Origin of the sequence: Paucibacter soli (assembly GCF_037482845.1) — a bacterium.
Classification (GTDB): domain Bacteria; phylum Pseudomonadota; class Gammaproteobacteria; order Burkholderiales; family Burkholderiaceae_C; genus Paucibacter_B; species Paucibacter_B soli.
In genome coordinates this window covers 115,046-129,950 of record NZ_JBBHJW010000008.1, presented here as the reverse complement: position 1 = coordinate 129,950, position 14,905 = coordinate 115,046, and the positions used below count along the sequence as shown (strand labels likewise).

Here is a 14,905-nt window from a genome sequence, read left to right as displayed (position 1 = left end):
TGGCATCATAGCCAGCATGACCACAAGAACTGACCCGCCCGGCGCGCTCGGCAACCCGATCGCGCTGCTGTCCAACTTCCTCAGCGAGCTGCTGGCCTGGCCCTGGTGGCAGACCCTCCTGACCTTCCGCGAGCGCTTCAAGCAGGAGCGCCTGGGCCTCACCGCAGGCAGCCTCACCTTCACCACGCTGATCTCGCTGGTGCCGCTCCTGACGGTGATGCTGGCGTTGTTCACCGCCTTCCCGATGTTCTCGTCCTTCCAGTCGGCGCTGGAGCAGTATTTCCTCAAGAGCCTGATCCCGCCGAATATCGCCAAGCCGGTGCTCGCGGCGCTGACCCAGTTCGCCAGCAAGGCCAACAGGGTGGGCACGGTGGGCCTGGTGGTGCTGGGCTTTACCGCACTGATGCTGATGCTCACCATCGATCGCACGCTCAACGCGATCTGGCGGGTGCAGCGCCCGCGTCCGATCGCGCAGCGGGTGCTGGTGTACTGGGCAGCGCTGACGCTGGGCCCGCTGCTGCTGGGCGCCAGCCTCACGCTCACCAGCTATGCGATCTCGGCCGGCCAGGGCCTGGTGAGCAATCTGCCGCAAAGCCTGAGCGTGCTGCTCAACAGCGTGGACATGCTGGTGCTGGGTGCCGCCATCGCCGGCCTGTTCCACTATGTGCCCAACACCCATGTGCGCTGGCGCCATGCGCTGATGGGCGGTGCCTTCGTGGCGATCGCCTTTGCCCTGGCCAAGAGCGGCCTGGCCTGGTACGTCAAGCAGGTGCCGACCTATTCGACCCTTTACGGCGCCTTTGCCACCGTGCCGATCTTCCTGATCTGGATCTATCTGGGCTGGGCCATCGTGCTGCTGGGCGCGATCCTGGCGGCCAATGCGCCCAGCCTGTCGACGCGCATGCGGCGCCGCGCCGACGCGCCGGGCCTGGCCTTCGAGCTGGCGCTGGAGAGCCTGCGCGAACTTTGGCGTGCGCGCGAGGTCGGCGAGGGCGGGCGGCATGGCCTGCAGCTGGCGGAGGCGCTGCGCGTCGATCCGCTGCAGCTGGAACCGGTGATCGACAGCCTGCTGGACCTGAACTGGGTGGGCCGCCTGGAAGAGGCCGGCGCGCAGCGCCTGGTGCTGCTTTGCGCGCCCGCCGAGGTGGCAGCGGCGCCGCTCATCCAGGCCTTGCTGGCCGAGCGCAGCGAGAGCCTAGCGGCGCTGTGGGGGCGCAGCGACTGGGAGCGCCTGAGCCTGGCCGATCTACTAGGGCCTGTTAACACTATATTTGCCCGTGCGAACGGGGCCGGTAGGGCCCAGGTCTAGGCGGACGACGAAGCCCAGGCTGGCTGCCTGGGCGAGGAGTTCAACGACGAGATGGGCCCTGCCAGCCCCGTTCCCTTCGGGTTGCCACCAGAAAAGCCGTGCACGTCGTTGCAAAGCCTCGCCGGGGGAGCTACCCCGGCTTCGGTTTGCGCCTAGTTCACGGCTTTTCTGGTGGCAACGCATCGGGCAAATTTAGTGTTAACAGGCCCTAGGCTGAAGGCTTCACGGGTGCAGCACCACCATCAAGGCGGTGGCAGCCTGCTTGCCATGGTTGCGGATCGCGTGCGGCCCATCGGCCGCATAGCGCGCCGTCTCGCCGCTCTTGAGCTTTTGCATTACCTGGCCGGCACTGACCTCCAGCGTGCCGCTGAGCACGCTCAGATGCTCGCGCGAGCCGGGCTCGTGCGCGGCCGATTCCAGCGCGCCGCCTGGTTGCACCGTCAGCTCGTACCACTCGAATTGGCCGGCCAGATCGATGGGGCCGAGGATGCGCAGCTTGCACAGCCCGTCGGGGCTGCTCATGCCCGGCGTGCCATGCGCCGGCACCACCTCGATGGCCGGCGCGCTGGGGCGCTCGCCGCCCAGCAGCTCCGACAGGTCCACGCGCAGCGCATTCGCCAGCCGCCATACCACCGCCACCGTGGGGTTGGCCTGGTTGCGCTCGATCTGCGACAGCATCGACTTGCTGACCCCGGCGCGGCGCGAGAGTTCGTCCAGCGACAGGCCCTGGCCCTGGCGTAGCGTTTGCAAGGTGGCGCCGACACGTGGCGGCTCCAGGGCATCGAGATTGGGGACGGACATGCTGCCTTGACCGGTTGAGGTTAATCCTGGATACTGCACGAAAGTTCGATATAGCGAACTGCGTTCTATTTAACGGATTGTGCACCAGGAGACCCATGATGACCACCAGCGTGAACAGCAGCGACGCGTTCTATGCGCATCTGCGCCAGGAACTGCAGGGCATACGCGACGCCGGCCTGTTCAAGAAAGAGCGCATCATCACCACGCCGCAGGGCGCCGATGTGCACACAGCCGAGGGCGGCGACGTCATCAATCTGTGTGCCAACAACTACCTGGGCCTGTCCTCGCATCCGGACGTGATCGCCGCCGCCCATGAGGCGCTGCGCACGCATGGCTATGGTCTCTCCTCGGTGCGCTTCATCTGCGGCACGCAGGACCTGCACAAGACCCTCGAGGCCCGGCTGGCGCGCTTCCTTGGCACCGAGGACACCATCCTCTACGCCGCGGCCTTCGACGCCAATGGCGGCCTGTTCGAGCCGCTGCTGGGCGAGCAGGATGCGGTCATCAGCGACGAGCTCAACCACGCCTCCATCATCGACGGCATCCGCCTGTGCAAGGCGCAGCGCTATCGCTACAAGCACAACGACCTGGCCGATCTGGAAGTGCAGCTGCAGGCCGCGCGTGCCAAGGGTGTGCGCCACGTGCTGGTGTTCACCGACGGCGTGTTCTCGATGGACGGCACGATCGCCCAGCTCGACAAGATTCGCGCGCTCACCGACCAGTATGGTGCGCTGCTGGGCATAGACGAATGCCATGCCAGCGGCTTCATGGGCAAGACCGGCCGTGGCACGCATGAGTACCGCGATGTTTTTGGCAAGATCGACATCATCACCGGTACCCTGGGCAAGGCCCTGGGCGGCGCCTCGGGCGGCTTCACCAGCGGCCGCAAGGAAGTGATCGAGCTGCTGCGCCAGCGCTCGCGCCCCTATCTGTTCTCCAACACGGTGGCGCCCAGCATCGTCGGTGCCTCGATCGCGGTACTGGACCTGCTGGAGGGCTCGACCGCGCTGCGCGACAAGCTGGAGGCCAACACCGCCTATTTCCGTGCGGCCATCCAGGCCGCCGGCTTCGAGATCAAGCCTGGCAGCCATCCCATCGTGCCCATCATGGTGTACGACGCGGTCAAGGCCCAGCAGCTCAGCGCACGCCTGCTGGAGCTGGGCGTGTATGCGGTGGGCTTCTTCTTCCCGGTGGTGCCCAAGGGCCAGGCGCGCATCCGCGTGCAGGTCTCGGCCGGCCATGAGCGCCATCACCTCGAAAAGGCCGTGGCCGCCTTCACCCAGGCCGGCCGCGAGCTGGGCTTGATTCCCGCCTGAACAGAGCAAGAGCGCGTATGACCAAGATTCTCATCATTGGCGCCAACGGCCAGATCGGTACCGAGCTGGCGCAAGAGCTGGCGCTGCGCCATGGCAATGCCAACGTCATCACCAGCGACCTGGCCCCCGAGGGCCGCGTGCCCACGCTCACGCACGAGATGCTGGACGTGACCGATGCCGCCGCGCTCACCGCGGTGGCCAAGCGCCACGGCATCACCCAGGTCTACCACCTTGCCGCGGCGCTCTCGGCCACCGGCGAGAAGCACCCCATGTGGGCCTGGGACCTGAACATGAAGGGCCTGCTGAATGTGCTGGAGCTGGCGCGCGTGCAAAAGCTCGAGCGTGTGTTCTGGCCTAGCTCGATCGCGGCCTTCGGCCCCAAGACCCCGCAGACGCTGACGCCACAGGACACGGTGATGGACCCCAGCACGGTCTACGGCATCTCCAAGCTGGCCGGCGAGGGCTGGTGCCGCTGGTACCACGCCAACCATGGCGTGGACGTGCGCAGCCTGCGCTACCCCGGCCTGATCAGCTGGAAGACCCCGCCCGGCGGCGGCACCACCGACTACGCGGTGGAGATCTTCCACGCCGCGCTGAAGACGGGCCGCTACAGCTGCTTCCTCGAAGAGGGTCAGGCCTTGCCGATGATGTACATGCCCGACGCGCTGCGCGCCACCATCGAGCTGATGGAAGCGCCCGCCGAGGCGATCCGCGAGCGCGGCTCCTACAACCTGGCGGGCGTGAGCTTCACGCCGGCGCAGATCGCCGCGGCGATCCGCGCCGAGCTCCCCGCCTTCGAGATCAGCTACGCGCCCGACTTCCGCCAGGCGATTGCCGCCAGCTGGCCGCAGTCCATCGACGACAGCCGCGCCAGCGCCGACTGGGGCTGGCAGCTGGCCTACGACCTGCGCGCGATGGTGGGCGACATGCTCAAGGAATTGCGCCCGCTCTTGACCTGAGTGCATGGGCGGCGGCATGGCGCTGCTAAGCTTGCGGCATGCGTGTGACCCCTGCTGCGCTCACTCTTGGCGCCATGCTGCTGCTCGGCGCCGGCCCCGCTGTTGCCCAGACCCTCCCGGCGGCGGATGAGGAAGACTTCCGCTACCTGCTGGGCCTGGGCCTGCGCGCCGGCCCCGATTACTGGGGCTCGGAGCAGCGCAGCGTCGGTCTGAAGCCCTTGTGGGCGCTGCGCTGGGGGCGCTGGCGCATCTCCACCTCGGGGGCGGGGGGCTTGATGGGCTTTGGCAACGAGGCCGTGGGGCCGGGGCCCGGCGCCAGCCGCGAACTGTTCCGCAGCAGCACCTTGCGCGTGGGCTTCGGCCTGCGCTTCGACAGCGGCCGCCACAGCGATGCCGTCAGCAGCACGGCGGGCTTGCCGGATGTGCAGCGCACCCTGCGCGGCCGCATCTATGCGAGCTACGAACTGGGGCCCCAATGGCAGCTGTCCGGCGCCCTGAGCCAGGATCTGCTGGGCAAACGCGGCGGTGCCGTGGCCACCATCGATCTGACACGCCGTCTCTATCGCAGCCAGATGGCCGAGCTGAGCGCTTTCGTGAGTGCCTCGGCGGGCGATCGCCGCCACATGCTCAGCTACTTCGGCGTGCCGGCCGACAGCCCGGCCGCGCAACGCTATGGCCGCGCTTACGAGCCCGGCGCCGGCCTGCGCGACGCCAGCCTGGGCGCCAACTACACGAGGGCCTTTGGCCGCCATTGGGTGGGCTATGCGGGCGCCAGCCTCAGCACCCTGCTGGGTCCGGCGGCCGACAGCCCGCTCGACCAGCGCCGCAGCGCCTTCGGCTGGAGCCTGGGGCTGGCTTACCGCAACTGATGCTTCGGGGCGTTTAGGCGAGCGCGGCCCTCAACGCCGTCAATACCTGCTCGGGCGCCTCCGCCATCATCGAATGCCCGGCGGGCACGCGCTGCACGCTGGCTTTGAGTGCCGCGCCCAGGGCCTGGCTTTGCTTGGGGGCGGTCATCTGGTCGCGCTCGCCCAGGATGAAGTGCGCCGGGCAGGTCACTTGCGCGGCCGCTTCCAGGCCATGGGCATAGGCATCGCAGACGCGGAAGTCGTGCTCGAACAGATTGCCATGGCCATAGCCGGACTGGATGTGCCGCATCAGCTGCAGATTGCCGCCATGCAGCCAGGCGCCCGGGCCGGGGTAGGACGGCTTGCTGGCCTGGCTGCTGTGCGAGAACACATTCACCATCTCCATGGCCTTGAGCGGCGCGCTGCGCGAGGTTTCCAGCAAGGCCTCGGAGACCTTCATCGGATAGGCCGTGCCCAGCATCAATAGGCGCGTGGCGCGCGCCGGCGCCTGCGCCGCGGCCTCCAGCGCGATCAGCGAGCCCATGCTGTGGCCCACCAGCGCCGCCTGCTGCACGCCGGTGGCGTCCAGCACCTGCACCAGCCAGGCCCCCAGCGCCTCCACCGAGGGCAAGGCCTGACCCTCGCTGCGGCCATGGCCGGGCAGGTCCAGCGCCAGCACGGCATGGCCATGGTGGGCGAACCAGCGTGCCAGCAGGGTCCAGACGCTGTGGTCGTGCAGGGCGCCATGCACGAACACGATGCAGGGCAGGGTGGGGTCGAAGTCCTTGCCGCCGGTATAGGCGTAGACGGTCTGTGCGTTGACTTGCAGCTTCATGGTGCGCTTACTTGGCGGCAATCTTCAGGGCGGTCTTGAGGTCGGCGATCAGGTCGTCGGCATCCTCCAGACCGATGGACAGGCGTATCGTGCCCGGCGTGATGCCGGCCTGCGCCAGCGCCGCATCGTCCATGCGGAAATGCGTGGTGCTGGCCGGGTGTATCACCAGCGAGCGGCAATCGCCCACATTGGCCAGATGGCTGAAGATCTTCAGCGCCTCGATGAAGCGCTTGCCCTGCTCGCGGCTGCCATTCAGATCAAAGCTGAACACCGAGCCGCAACCCCTGGGCAAGAGGCGCTGCGCGAGTGCATGGCTCGGATGGCTGGCCAGGCCCGGATAGCCCACGCGCGCCACGCCGGCTTGGGCCTCCAGGAACTCGGCCACCTTTTGCGCGTTGCTCACATGGCGTTGCATGCGCAGCGAGAGTGTCTCTATGCCCTGCAGGATCAGCCAGGCGGTGTGCGGGCTCATGCAGGCGCCAAAGTCGCGCAGCCCCTCGCGGCGCGCGCGCAGCAGAAAGGCACCCACCGTGCTTTCCTCGCTGAACACCATGCCGTGGAAGCCCGCGTAGGGCTCGCACAACTCGGCGAAGCGGGGCGTGGCGGGCTTGGCGCCGCTTGCGGCGTCAAAGCCCGACGATCGCAGCGCCTCGGCGCTGCGATCATGCGCGGCCTGCCAGTCGAAGGCGCCGCTGTCGGCCAGCACGCCACCCACCACGGTGCCATGGCCGCTGAGGAACTTGGTGGCCGAGTGGTAGACCAGGTCGGCGCCATGCTCGAAGGGCCGCATCAGATAGGGCGTGGTGAGCGTCGAGTCCACCAGCAGCGGCAGGCCGGCCTCATGGGCGATGGCGGCCACATTGGGAATGTCCAGCAGGTCCATGCCCGGGTTGCCCAGGGTCTCGCCGAACAGCAGCTTGGTGTTGGGTCGTATCGCCGCCTTCCAGGCATCCAGCTCGCCGGGGCGCACGAATGTGGTTTCGATGCCGAAGCGCGCCAGCGTGTAGTGCAGCAGATTGTGCGAACCGCCGTAGAGCGCGGCCGAGGCGACGATGTGCGAGCCCGCGCCGGCCAGGGTAGCGATCGCAAGATGCAGGGCGGCCTGACCGCTGGCGGTGGCGATCGCGCCGACGCCGCCCTCCAGCGCCGCCACGCGCTCCTCGAATACCGCAGTGGTGGGGTTGGAGATGCGCGAGTAGACATGGCCGGCGCGTTCCATATTGAAGAGCGAGGCCGCGTGCTCCGAGTTCTCGAAGACGAAGGAGGTCGTGAGGTGCAGGGGCGTGGCGCGCGCGCCGGTGGCGGGGTCGGGTGTTGCCCCCGCGTGTAGCGCCAAGGTATCAAAGCCAGGGTCGGCGTAGCCGGACATGGTGTCTCCGCTTGTGTTCGATGCGGGCATTGTGTGCTATGTTGGAAACCATCCAACGCTACACATCACCCAGTTCTTCGAGGAGGCCACCATGAAAGTTGTCGACATACTCCGCGTCAAGGGCGGCACCCTCTACACAGTTGCGCCGGATCAAGCCCTGGGCGATGCCATCGCCACCATGGCCGAATACGACATCGGTTCGCTGGTGGTGATGGAGCACGGCGACCTGGTGGGCATGCTGACCTTCCGCGAGGTGATCGCGGCGGTGCAGCGCAATGGTGGCAGTGTCGGCTCCTCGATCGTGCGCACGGTGATGGACGACCATCCGCTCACCTGCACGCCCGAGACCGAGATCGACGAGGTGCGCCGCATGATGCTGGGGCGCCATGCCCGCTACATGCCGGTGCTCAACGGCAAGACGCTGATGGGCGTGATCTCCTTCTACGACGTGGCCAAGGCCGTGGTCGACAGCCAGGACTTCGAGAACCGCATGCTCAAGGCCTATATCCGCGATTGGCCGGTCGAGGAAGAGGGCGCCTCGACGGCCGAGCCCAAGCTCTAGAATCCGGGTCGAAGCCCGGCGTTCCCGCCGGGCACAGGCTTTGGATCCGGCATGTCAGGCAGCACATTTGGTGAGTTGTTCCGCGTCACGAATTTCGGCGAGAGCCATGGCCCGGCGATAGGCTGCGTGATCGACGGCTGCCCGCCCGGCCTGGCGCTGAGCGAGGCCGACATCCAGCCCGAACTGGATCGCCGCCGCCCCGGTACCTCGCGACATGTGACCCAGCGCAACGAGCCCGACACCGTCGAGATCCTCTCCGGCGTCTACGAGGGCCAAACCACCGGCACGCCGATCTGCCTGCTGATCAAGAACACCGACCAGCGCAGCAAGGACTACGGCAACATCCTCGACACCTTCCGCCCCGGTCATGCCGACTACAGCTACTGGCGCAAATACGGCCTGCGCGATCCGCGCGGCGGTGGCCGCTCATCGGCGCGCCTGACCGCGCCCATGGTGGGCGCCGGAGCGGTGGCGCGTCTGTGGTTGAAGCAACAGTACGGCACCGAGTTCCGCGGCTGCATGACCCAGCTGGGCGAGCTGGAGATCCCCTTCGAGGGCTGGCAGCATGTGAGCCAGAATCCCTTCTTCGCCGCCAACGCCAGCAAGATCGCCGAGCTGGAGGTCTATATGGACGAGCTGCGCCGCGCCGGCGATTCGGTGGGCGCACGCATCCGCGTGGAAGCCACCGGCGTGCCGGTAGGCCTGGGCGAGCCGCTGTTCGACAAGCTGGACGCCGAGATCGCCTACGCGATGATGGGCATCAATGCGGTCAAGGGCGTGGAGATCGGCGCCGGCTTTGCCAGCGTGGCGCAGCGCGGCAGCCAGCATGGCGACGAGCTGACCCCGGGCGGTTTTGCCAGCAACAATGCCGGCGGCGTGCTGGGCGGCATCTCCACCGGCCAGGACCTCTCTGTCTCGATTGCGATCAAGCCCACCAGCTCGATACGCAGCCCCAAGGCCTCGATCAACCGCGCCGGCGAGCCCACCCAGGTGGAAACCTTCGGCCGCCACGACCCCTGCGTGGGCATACGTGCCACCCCCATCGCCGAGGCCATGCTGGCGCTGGTGCTGATGGACCATGCGCTGCGCCACCGCGCGCAATGCGGCGACGTGCGGCACGCGATGCCGGCCATTCCCTCGCAGCGCTGATGGCCGACGCGGCCGCCGCCCCCGGCCGCACGCTGGGTGCCTGCGCGCTGCTGTCCTTCGCCTATTTCGCCAGCATCGGCGCCTTCAATCCCTACGCGCCGCTCTGGTACAAGGAGCTGGGCCTGCCGGTGTTCGCGATCGGCGTGCTGGTCTCGATCTCGAGCTGGACGCGGCTGTTCGCACCCTATGCCTGGGGCGCGCTGGCCGACCGCAGCGGCCAGCGCGTGCGCCTGATCCGCTGGGCCAGCCTGGCCTGCCTGCTGGCCTCGCTGGGCTTCTTGCTGCCGCCCAGCTTTGCCAGCCTGGCCCTGTCCTGCTTTCTGATGTATCTGTTCAACGCCGCCATCGTGCCGCTCACCGAGACCGTGGTGGCAGCGCAGTTGCTGACCCAGGGCGGCGGCATGGACGCGCGCAAATACGGCCGCGTGCGCGTCTGGGGCTCGGTCGGCTTTCTGAGCACCGTGTTGCTGGCGGGCTGGTGGTTCCAGCATTTCGGCATGCGCTACTTTGCCTGGACCGTGATCGCCCTGCTGCTGCTGCTGGTGTGGGCCGCGCATCGCCTTCCCGAGCAGCATGCGCCCTCGCATGGCCATGAGCCGGCGCCGCCGCTGCGCGAGGTGCTGGCACACCCGGAGGTGCGCTGGTTCTTCGCCGGCGTGTTCCTCACCGTGCTGGCACACTCGGCCCTCTATGCCTTCTTCAGCCTCTACCTGGACGAGCTGGGTTACAGCAAGCCTGTGGTGGGCGGGCTGTGGGCGGTCTCGGTGGTGGTGGAGATCGCCTGGTTTGCCTTCCAGGGGCGCTTGCTGGAGCGCGGCAGCCTGCATGGCTGGCTGATGGCGGCGGCGCTGCTGTCGGGCGCGCGCTTTGCCGCCACCGCCGCCTTTGGCAGCTGGGTCTGGGTGCTGGTGCTGGCGCAATGCACCCATGCCCTCACCTTTGCGGCCCAGCACACCGCCTGCATCGCGCTGGTGACGCGCTACTTCCCGGGGCGCTTGCGTGGCCGTGGACAGGCGCTCTATTCGGTGCTGGGCTATGGCTGCTCGGGTGTGCTGGGCAGCGTGGGCGGCGCCGCGCTGGCCTCGCTGTGGGGCTATGCCGCCACCTTCTGGGCTGCCAGCGCGGCAGCCCTGCTGGGCGCGCTGTGTTGCTGGCACAGCGCAAGGCTGGACGCCGCGCGCTGACGCGCGAACTTTGCGTTTCGTCACGGACAGACACCTTTTGTCCGTGCTCAGAGCAGCCGGGGTTGAGCAATCCGCATTTCGTCGCAGGCCCCCTGGCGCACGCAAACCGCGTCCCTACACTGCCCCCACTTTCAACATCCGCTTCGATCGGGGGAACCATGCGCAAGCAGTGGATTTATGGTGGTGTGGCCGTGGCCATCCTGGCCGGTGGCGCCGGTGTGGCCGTGTTTGCCAGCAAGGGCGAGGGCCCCAAGAAAGTCGATGACAAGAAGGCCGAGGTGGCCCTGGAGTTCACCGCCGGCGAGGTGGTCAAGCCGTCAACGGTCAGCATGCCCGAATTGATCGAGTTCTCGGGCCCGCTGGTGGCGCCGGGCACGGTGGTGGTGCGCAGCAAGTCGGCCGGCACACTGCTGAACCTGGCGGTGGCCGAAGGCAGCCGTGTGCACATCGGCCAGGCCCTGGGCCAGGTCGATCTGGAGGAGTTGCGCTACCGCGCAGCCGAGCGCAGTGCCAGCGTCGAATCTGCGCGTGCCCAGCTCGAGCAGGCCGAGCGCCAGTACAAGGCCAACCAGGGCCTGGCCGATCAGAAATTCATCGCCTCCACTGCACTGGACACCTCGCGTGCCGCGCTGGAAGCGGCACGCGCGCAGCTGCTCAGTGCCAAGGCGCAGTACGACACCAGTCAGGTGGCGCTGCGCCAGGCCGCGCTGGTGGCGCCCATCAGCGGGGTGGTGTCCAAGCGCCATGCCCTGCCGGGCGAGAAGCTCTCGCCCGAGCAGCAAATCCTCAGCATCGTCGACCTCAGCCGCTTGGAGTTGGCGGGCCTGGTGGGCACGCACGAGGTCAGCCGGCTCAAGCCCGGTATGGCGGTGCAGGTGCGCATCGAAGGCGTCGACAAGCCGGTGGAGGCGCGCATTGCCCGCATCGCGCCTGCCGCCGAGCCCGGCACCCGCTCGATCGGCGTGACCCTGGAGCTGAGCAATCCCAAGGAGGAATTCCGCGCCGGCCAATACGCCGTGGCGCGCGTCGAACTGCCTGACGAAGCCCAGCGTCTGGCGGTGCCGATCGCCGCGGTGGGCAGCACCTCGGGCCAGGAGCATGTCTGGATGATCGAGAAGGGTGCGCTCGTGCGCCGCATCGTCACCACCGGCCGGCGCGATGCGCGCGAGGGCCGTGTCGAGGTGCTGCAAGGCCTCAACGCGGACGCCCAGGTGCTGGCAGCGCGCTTCGACAATCTGCGCGAGGGCAGCAAGGCCGAGATCGTGGCAGCCAAGTCCAAGGATGGCAAGGACGCCAAGGTTGCCAGCGCCGCCGCCGGCCCGGCGGCCAACTGAGGAGCGCGCCATGTGGATGACACGCGTCTCGATTCAAAACCCGGTCTTCGCCACCATGGTGATGGTGGCCCTGTGCGTGCTGGGCCTGTTCAGCTACGCCAAGCTGGGCGTGGAGAACCTGCCCGACATCACCATCCCGGTGGCCTCGGTGGATGTGCGCTACCCCGGCGCATCGCCCGAGGCGGTGGAGCGTGAGATCGCCAAGCCGCTGGAGGAGGCGCTCAACAGCATCGCCGGCGTCGAGAAGGTGATCTCGCGCAGCTTCGAGGGCCGGGTGCAGGCCCAGGTCGAATTCGGCCTCAACACCGATATGGGCCGGGCCATGCAGGAGGTGCGCGACCGCGTCTCCGCCGTGCAGGCGATCTTCCCAAGGGATGCCAAGGCGCCCACGGTGGCGCGTGCCTCGGTGGAAGAAAACCAGCCGGTGGTGTTGGCCGCCTTGATGAGCAAGACGCGCCCGGCGCGCGAGCTCTCGATGATGGCCGAGTTGACGGTGGCCAAGCGCCTGGGCCGTGTGGACGGCGTGGCGCGCGTGGATGTGAGCGGCATGGTGACGCGCGAGGTGCGCGTCGATCTGGATCCGCTGCGCCTGCGCGCCTACAACGTCACGCCGGCCGAAATCTCGGCCGCCTTGCGCGATGCCAATATGGATCAGCCCGTGGGCCTGATTTCCGACTCGACCGCCGACGCCATCCTGCGCGTCGAGGGCCGCGTGCGCGATCCCAAGCAGTTTGCTAACGTGGTGGTGGCGCGGCGCGGCAACCTGGTGCTGACCCTGGGCGATCTGGGCCATCTCGTCGAGCGCGAGCGCGAGCGCGACAGCATCGCGCGCATCAACGGCGCCCAGGCCGTGACCTTCAATGTGTTCAAACAGCAGGACGCCAACATCGTCGCCACCGGCGACGGCGTCAAGGAGGCCATGGACGAGCTGCGCAAGAGCCTGCCGGCCGATGTCGAGCTGAACCTGATCTATGCCTCCAGCGACAACGTCAAGAATTCGCTCGAAGGCCTCAAGCACACCCTGATCGAAGGTGCGCTGCTGACGGTGGCGATCGTGTTCCTGTTCCTGCACAGCTGGCGTTCCACCATCATCACCGGCCTGACCCTGCCTATCGCGGTGATCTCCAGCTTCATCGCGGTGCACGCCTTCGGCTTCACGCTCAACTTCATGACCATGATGGCGCTCTCGCTGTGCATCGGTCTGTTGATCGACGACGCCATCGTGGTGCGCGAGAACATCGTGCGCCATGTGGCGATGGGCAAGAACCACCAGCGCGCCGCCGAAGACGGCACCAACGAGATCGGCCTGGCGGTGATGGCCACCACCTTCGCGATCTGCGCGGTGTTCGTGCCGGTTTCCTTCATGGGCGGCATCATCGGCAAGTTCTTCTACCCCTTCGGCATCACGGTGGCGGTGGCGGTGCTGGTGAGCCTGTTCGTCAGTTTCACGCTGGACCCGATGCTGAGCTCGGTCTGGAAGGATCCGCCCAGCCATTACCTCAAGCGCATGCCGGTGATCGGGCACATGATCCGTGCCACCGACCGCGGCATGGATGTGCTGCACCGTGTGTACGAACACACCATACGCTGGGTATTCTCGGGTCGCCGCTACCGCGCCTGGCTGCCGGTGTTCGCGCGCCCCTTCGATGCCCAGGGCCTGCGTGACCGCACGCAGAAGCGCCGCCTTCGCTTTGCCACCATCACGCCGCGCGGCCTGGTGCTGTGGGGCGGTACGCTGAGCTTTTTCGTGGCCCTGCTGCTGGCCGGCCTGGTGGGCTCGGAGTTCGCTCCCAAGACCGACGACAGCTTCACCCAGATCAATCTGCGCCTGCCGGTGGCCTCCAGCCTGGAGCGCAGCAGCGCCAAGGTGGCACAGATCGAGGAGATCCTGAGCGGCTATCCCGAGGTCAAGACCGTCTCCACCGTGGTGGGCAGCACCGGCGAGGGCATGGCCACCGGACGCAACCAGGCCATCCTGAGCATTTCGCTGGTGGAAAAGAAGGCACGCAAGCGCAGCCAGAAGCAGATCGAGGACGCGATCCGTGCCGACATCGCCAAGATCCCCGGTGTGGACGCCAGCGTTGGCGGCAACCGCGAAATCTGGATCACCATCCTGGGCAACGATCCCGAGGTGTTGACGCAGCTGGCCAACGACCTGGTCGCCAAGATCAAGCAAATCAAGGGCGCGGTGGACGTGGAGACCACGGTCAAGCCCGGCCTGCCGGCCTTTGCGGTCCGCCTCAAGGATTCGGCCATTCGCGAGCTGGGTCTGACCGGCCCGCAGATCGCCGCGTCGCTGCGCGCTTATGTGAACGGCGAGGTCGCCACCCACTGGACCACGCCCGACGGCAACCAGGTCGAGGTGCTGCTGCGCCTGCCGGTGGAGCAGCGCCAGCGCGTCGACCAGATGCTCAAGTTGCCGGTGGCCTTTGCCAAGGACGGCTCGCCGATCGCGCTCGACCAGGTAGCCACCATCACACCGGTGTTCAACCCCGAGGTGATACGCCGCCAGAACCTGCAGCGCCGCGAGGCGGTGTTCGCCGGCGTCGAGGGCCGCCCCTCGGGCGACGTCAACGCCGACGTGCAGAAGCTCATCAAGGCCACCCATCTACCGCCCGGCACCAGCTTCAATGTGGACGGCGCCGGCAAGCAGCAGGCCGATGCCTTCAAGGGTCTGCTGGCGGCCATGGGGCTGGCGGTGATCTTCATCTACATCGTGCTGGCCAGCCAGTTCGGCAGCTTTGTGCAACCCATCGCCATCATGGCCTCGCTGCCCCTGGCCCTGATCGGTGTGATGCTGGCCCTGCTGGTCACCGGGACCACGCTGAACGTGTTCTCGATGATTGGCCTGGTGATGCTGATGGGCCTGGTGACCAAGAACGCCATCCTGCTGGTGGACTTCGCCAACCATGCCCGCAAGGCCGGCGCCTCGGTGCCCGATGCCCTGCTGCAGGCCGGCCTGATACGCATGCGCCCCATCATCATGACCACCGCGGCGATGATCTTTGGCATGCTGCCGATGGCGATCGCGCTCAACGAGGGTGGCGAGATCCAGGCGCCGATGGGCCGCGCCATCATCGGCGGCGTGATCACCTCGACCATCCTGACCCTGGTGGTGGTGCCGGTGCTGTACTCCTATCTCGTGCGCCTGCGCAAGCCGGCCGCCAAGGCCGTCGAAGCGCAGGGTGCGGCCATGCCGCTGGATATGCCCGGTGCCATGCCGGCCGCCAAGGAGTGAC

At 67.6% G+C, this 14,905-nt stretch carries 12 protein-coding genes; 9 read left to right on the top strand and 3 right to left on the bottom strand.

Translation table 11 applies throughout. The features are described from left to right. Window positions 1-16 precede the first annotated feature (16 nt). Window positions 17-1,309, top strand: a complete 1,293-nt coding sequence (locus WG898_RS16995) for a YihY family inner membrane protein (RefSeq protein ID WP_339603986.1) — start codon at window positions 17-19, stop codon at window positions 1,307-1,309. Between the two features lie 222 nt (window positions 1,310-1,531). Here the strand turns inward: WG898_RS16995 and WG898_RS16990 are convergent, their stop codons facing one another. Continuing rightward, entirely contained in the window at window positions 1,532-2,110 is a 579-nt protein-coding gene (locus tag WG898_RS16990) for a helix-turn-helix domain-containing protein (protein ID WP_339603985.1), read from the bottom strand. A 95-nt stretch (window positions 2,111-2,205) separates the two neighbouring features. Here WG898_RS16990 and kbl point away from each other — a divergent pair, with 95 nt between their 5' ends. Genes kbl through WG898_RS16975 form a run of 3 tightly spaced genes read left to right on the top strand, consistent with a single transcriptional unit; the run spans window position 2,206 to window position 5,254 of the window. Next, on the top strand, window positions 2,206-3,426 hold the full coding sequence (gene kbl / locus WG898_RS16985; protein WP_444718964.1) for a glycine C-acetyltransferase: 1,221 nt from the start codon (window positions 2,206-2,208) through the stop codon (window positions 3,424-3,426). Window positions 3,427-3,443: 17 nt separating this feature from the next. Then, on the top strand, window positions 3,444-4,385 hold the full coding sequence (locus tag WG898_RS16980) for an NAD-dependent epimerase/dehydratase family protein (protein ID WP_339603984.1): 942 nt from the start codon (window positions 3,444-3,446) through the stop codon (window positions 4,383-4,385). 38 nt (window positions 4,386-4,423) lie between these two features. Then, window positions 4,424-5,254 (top strand): MipA/OmpV family protein, encoded by an 831-nt coding sequence (locus tag WG898_RS16975; protein ID WP_339603983.1) that lies wholly within the window; start codon window positions 4,424-4,426, stop codon window positions 5,252-5,254. Between the two features lie 13 nt (window positions 5,255-5,267). Here the strand turns inward: WG898_RS16975 and WG898_RS16970 are convergent, their stop codons facing one another. Continuing rightward, window positions 5,268-6,068, bottom strand: coding sequence for an alpha/beta fold hydrolase (locus WG898_RS16970; protein WP_339603982.1), 801 nt, complete (start codon window positions 6,066-6,068; stop codon window positions 5,268-5,270). A gap of 7 nt (window positions 6,069-6,075) precedes the next feature. Continuing rightward, entirely contained in the window at window positions 6,076-7,437 is a 1,362-nt protein-coding gene (locus WG898_RS16965; protein ID WP_339603981.1) for an O-acetylhomoserine aminocarboxypropyltransferase, read from the bottom strand. 91 nt (window positions 7,438-7,528) lie between these two features. Here WG898_RS16965 and WG898_RS16960 point away from each other — a divergent pair, with 91 nt between their 5' ends. The 5 genes from WG898_RS16960 (at window position 7,529) to WG898_RS16940 (ending at window position 14,904) form a co-directional block, all read left to right on the top strand. Beyond that, on the top strand, window positions 7,529-7,999 hold the full coding sequence (locus tag WG898_RS16960; protein ID WP_339603980.1) for a CBS domain-containing protein: 471 nt from the start codon (window positions 7,529-7,531) through the stop codon (window positions 7,997-7,999). A 51-nt stretch (window positions 8,000-8,050) separates the two neighbouring features. Beyond that, complete coding sequence (gene aroC, locus WG898_RS16955; protein WP_339603979.1) at window positions 8,051-9,148, top strand: chorismate synthase; 1,098 nt, start codon at window positions 8,051-8,053, stop codon at window positions 9,146-9,148. Next, window positions 9,100-10,332: an MFS transporter gene (locus tag WG898_RS16950; RefSeq protein ID WP_339603978.1), complete on the top strand. Its 1,233-nt coding sequence runs from the start codon at window positions 9,100-9,102 to the stop codon at window positions 10,330-10,332. Before aroC ends, WG898_RS16950 begins: the two co-directional genes overlap by 49 nt. A 158-nt stretch (window positions 10,333-10,490) precedes the next feature. Beyond that, window positions 10,491-11,666 (top strand): efflux RND transporter periplasmic adaptor subunit, encoded by a 1,176-nt coding sequence (locus tag WG898_RS16945; RefSeq protein ID WP_339603977.1) that lies wholly within the window; start codon window positions 10,491-10,493, stop codon window positions 11,664-11,666. A 10-nt stretch (window positions 11,667-11,676) separates the two neighbouring features. Then, window positions 11,677-14,904 (top strand): efflux RND transporter permease subunit, encoded by a 3,228-nt coding sequence (locus WG898_RS16940; protein WP_339603976.1) that lies wholly within the window; start codon window positions 11,677-11,679, stop codon window positions 14,902-14,904. The last annotated feature ends 1 nt before the right edge of the window (window position 14,905 follow it).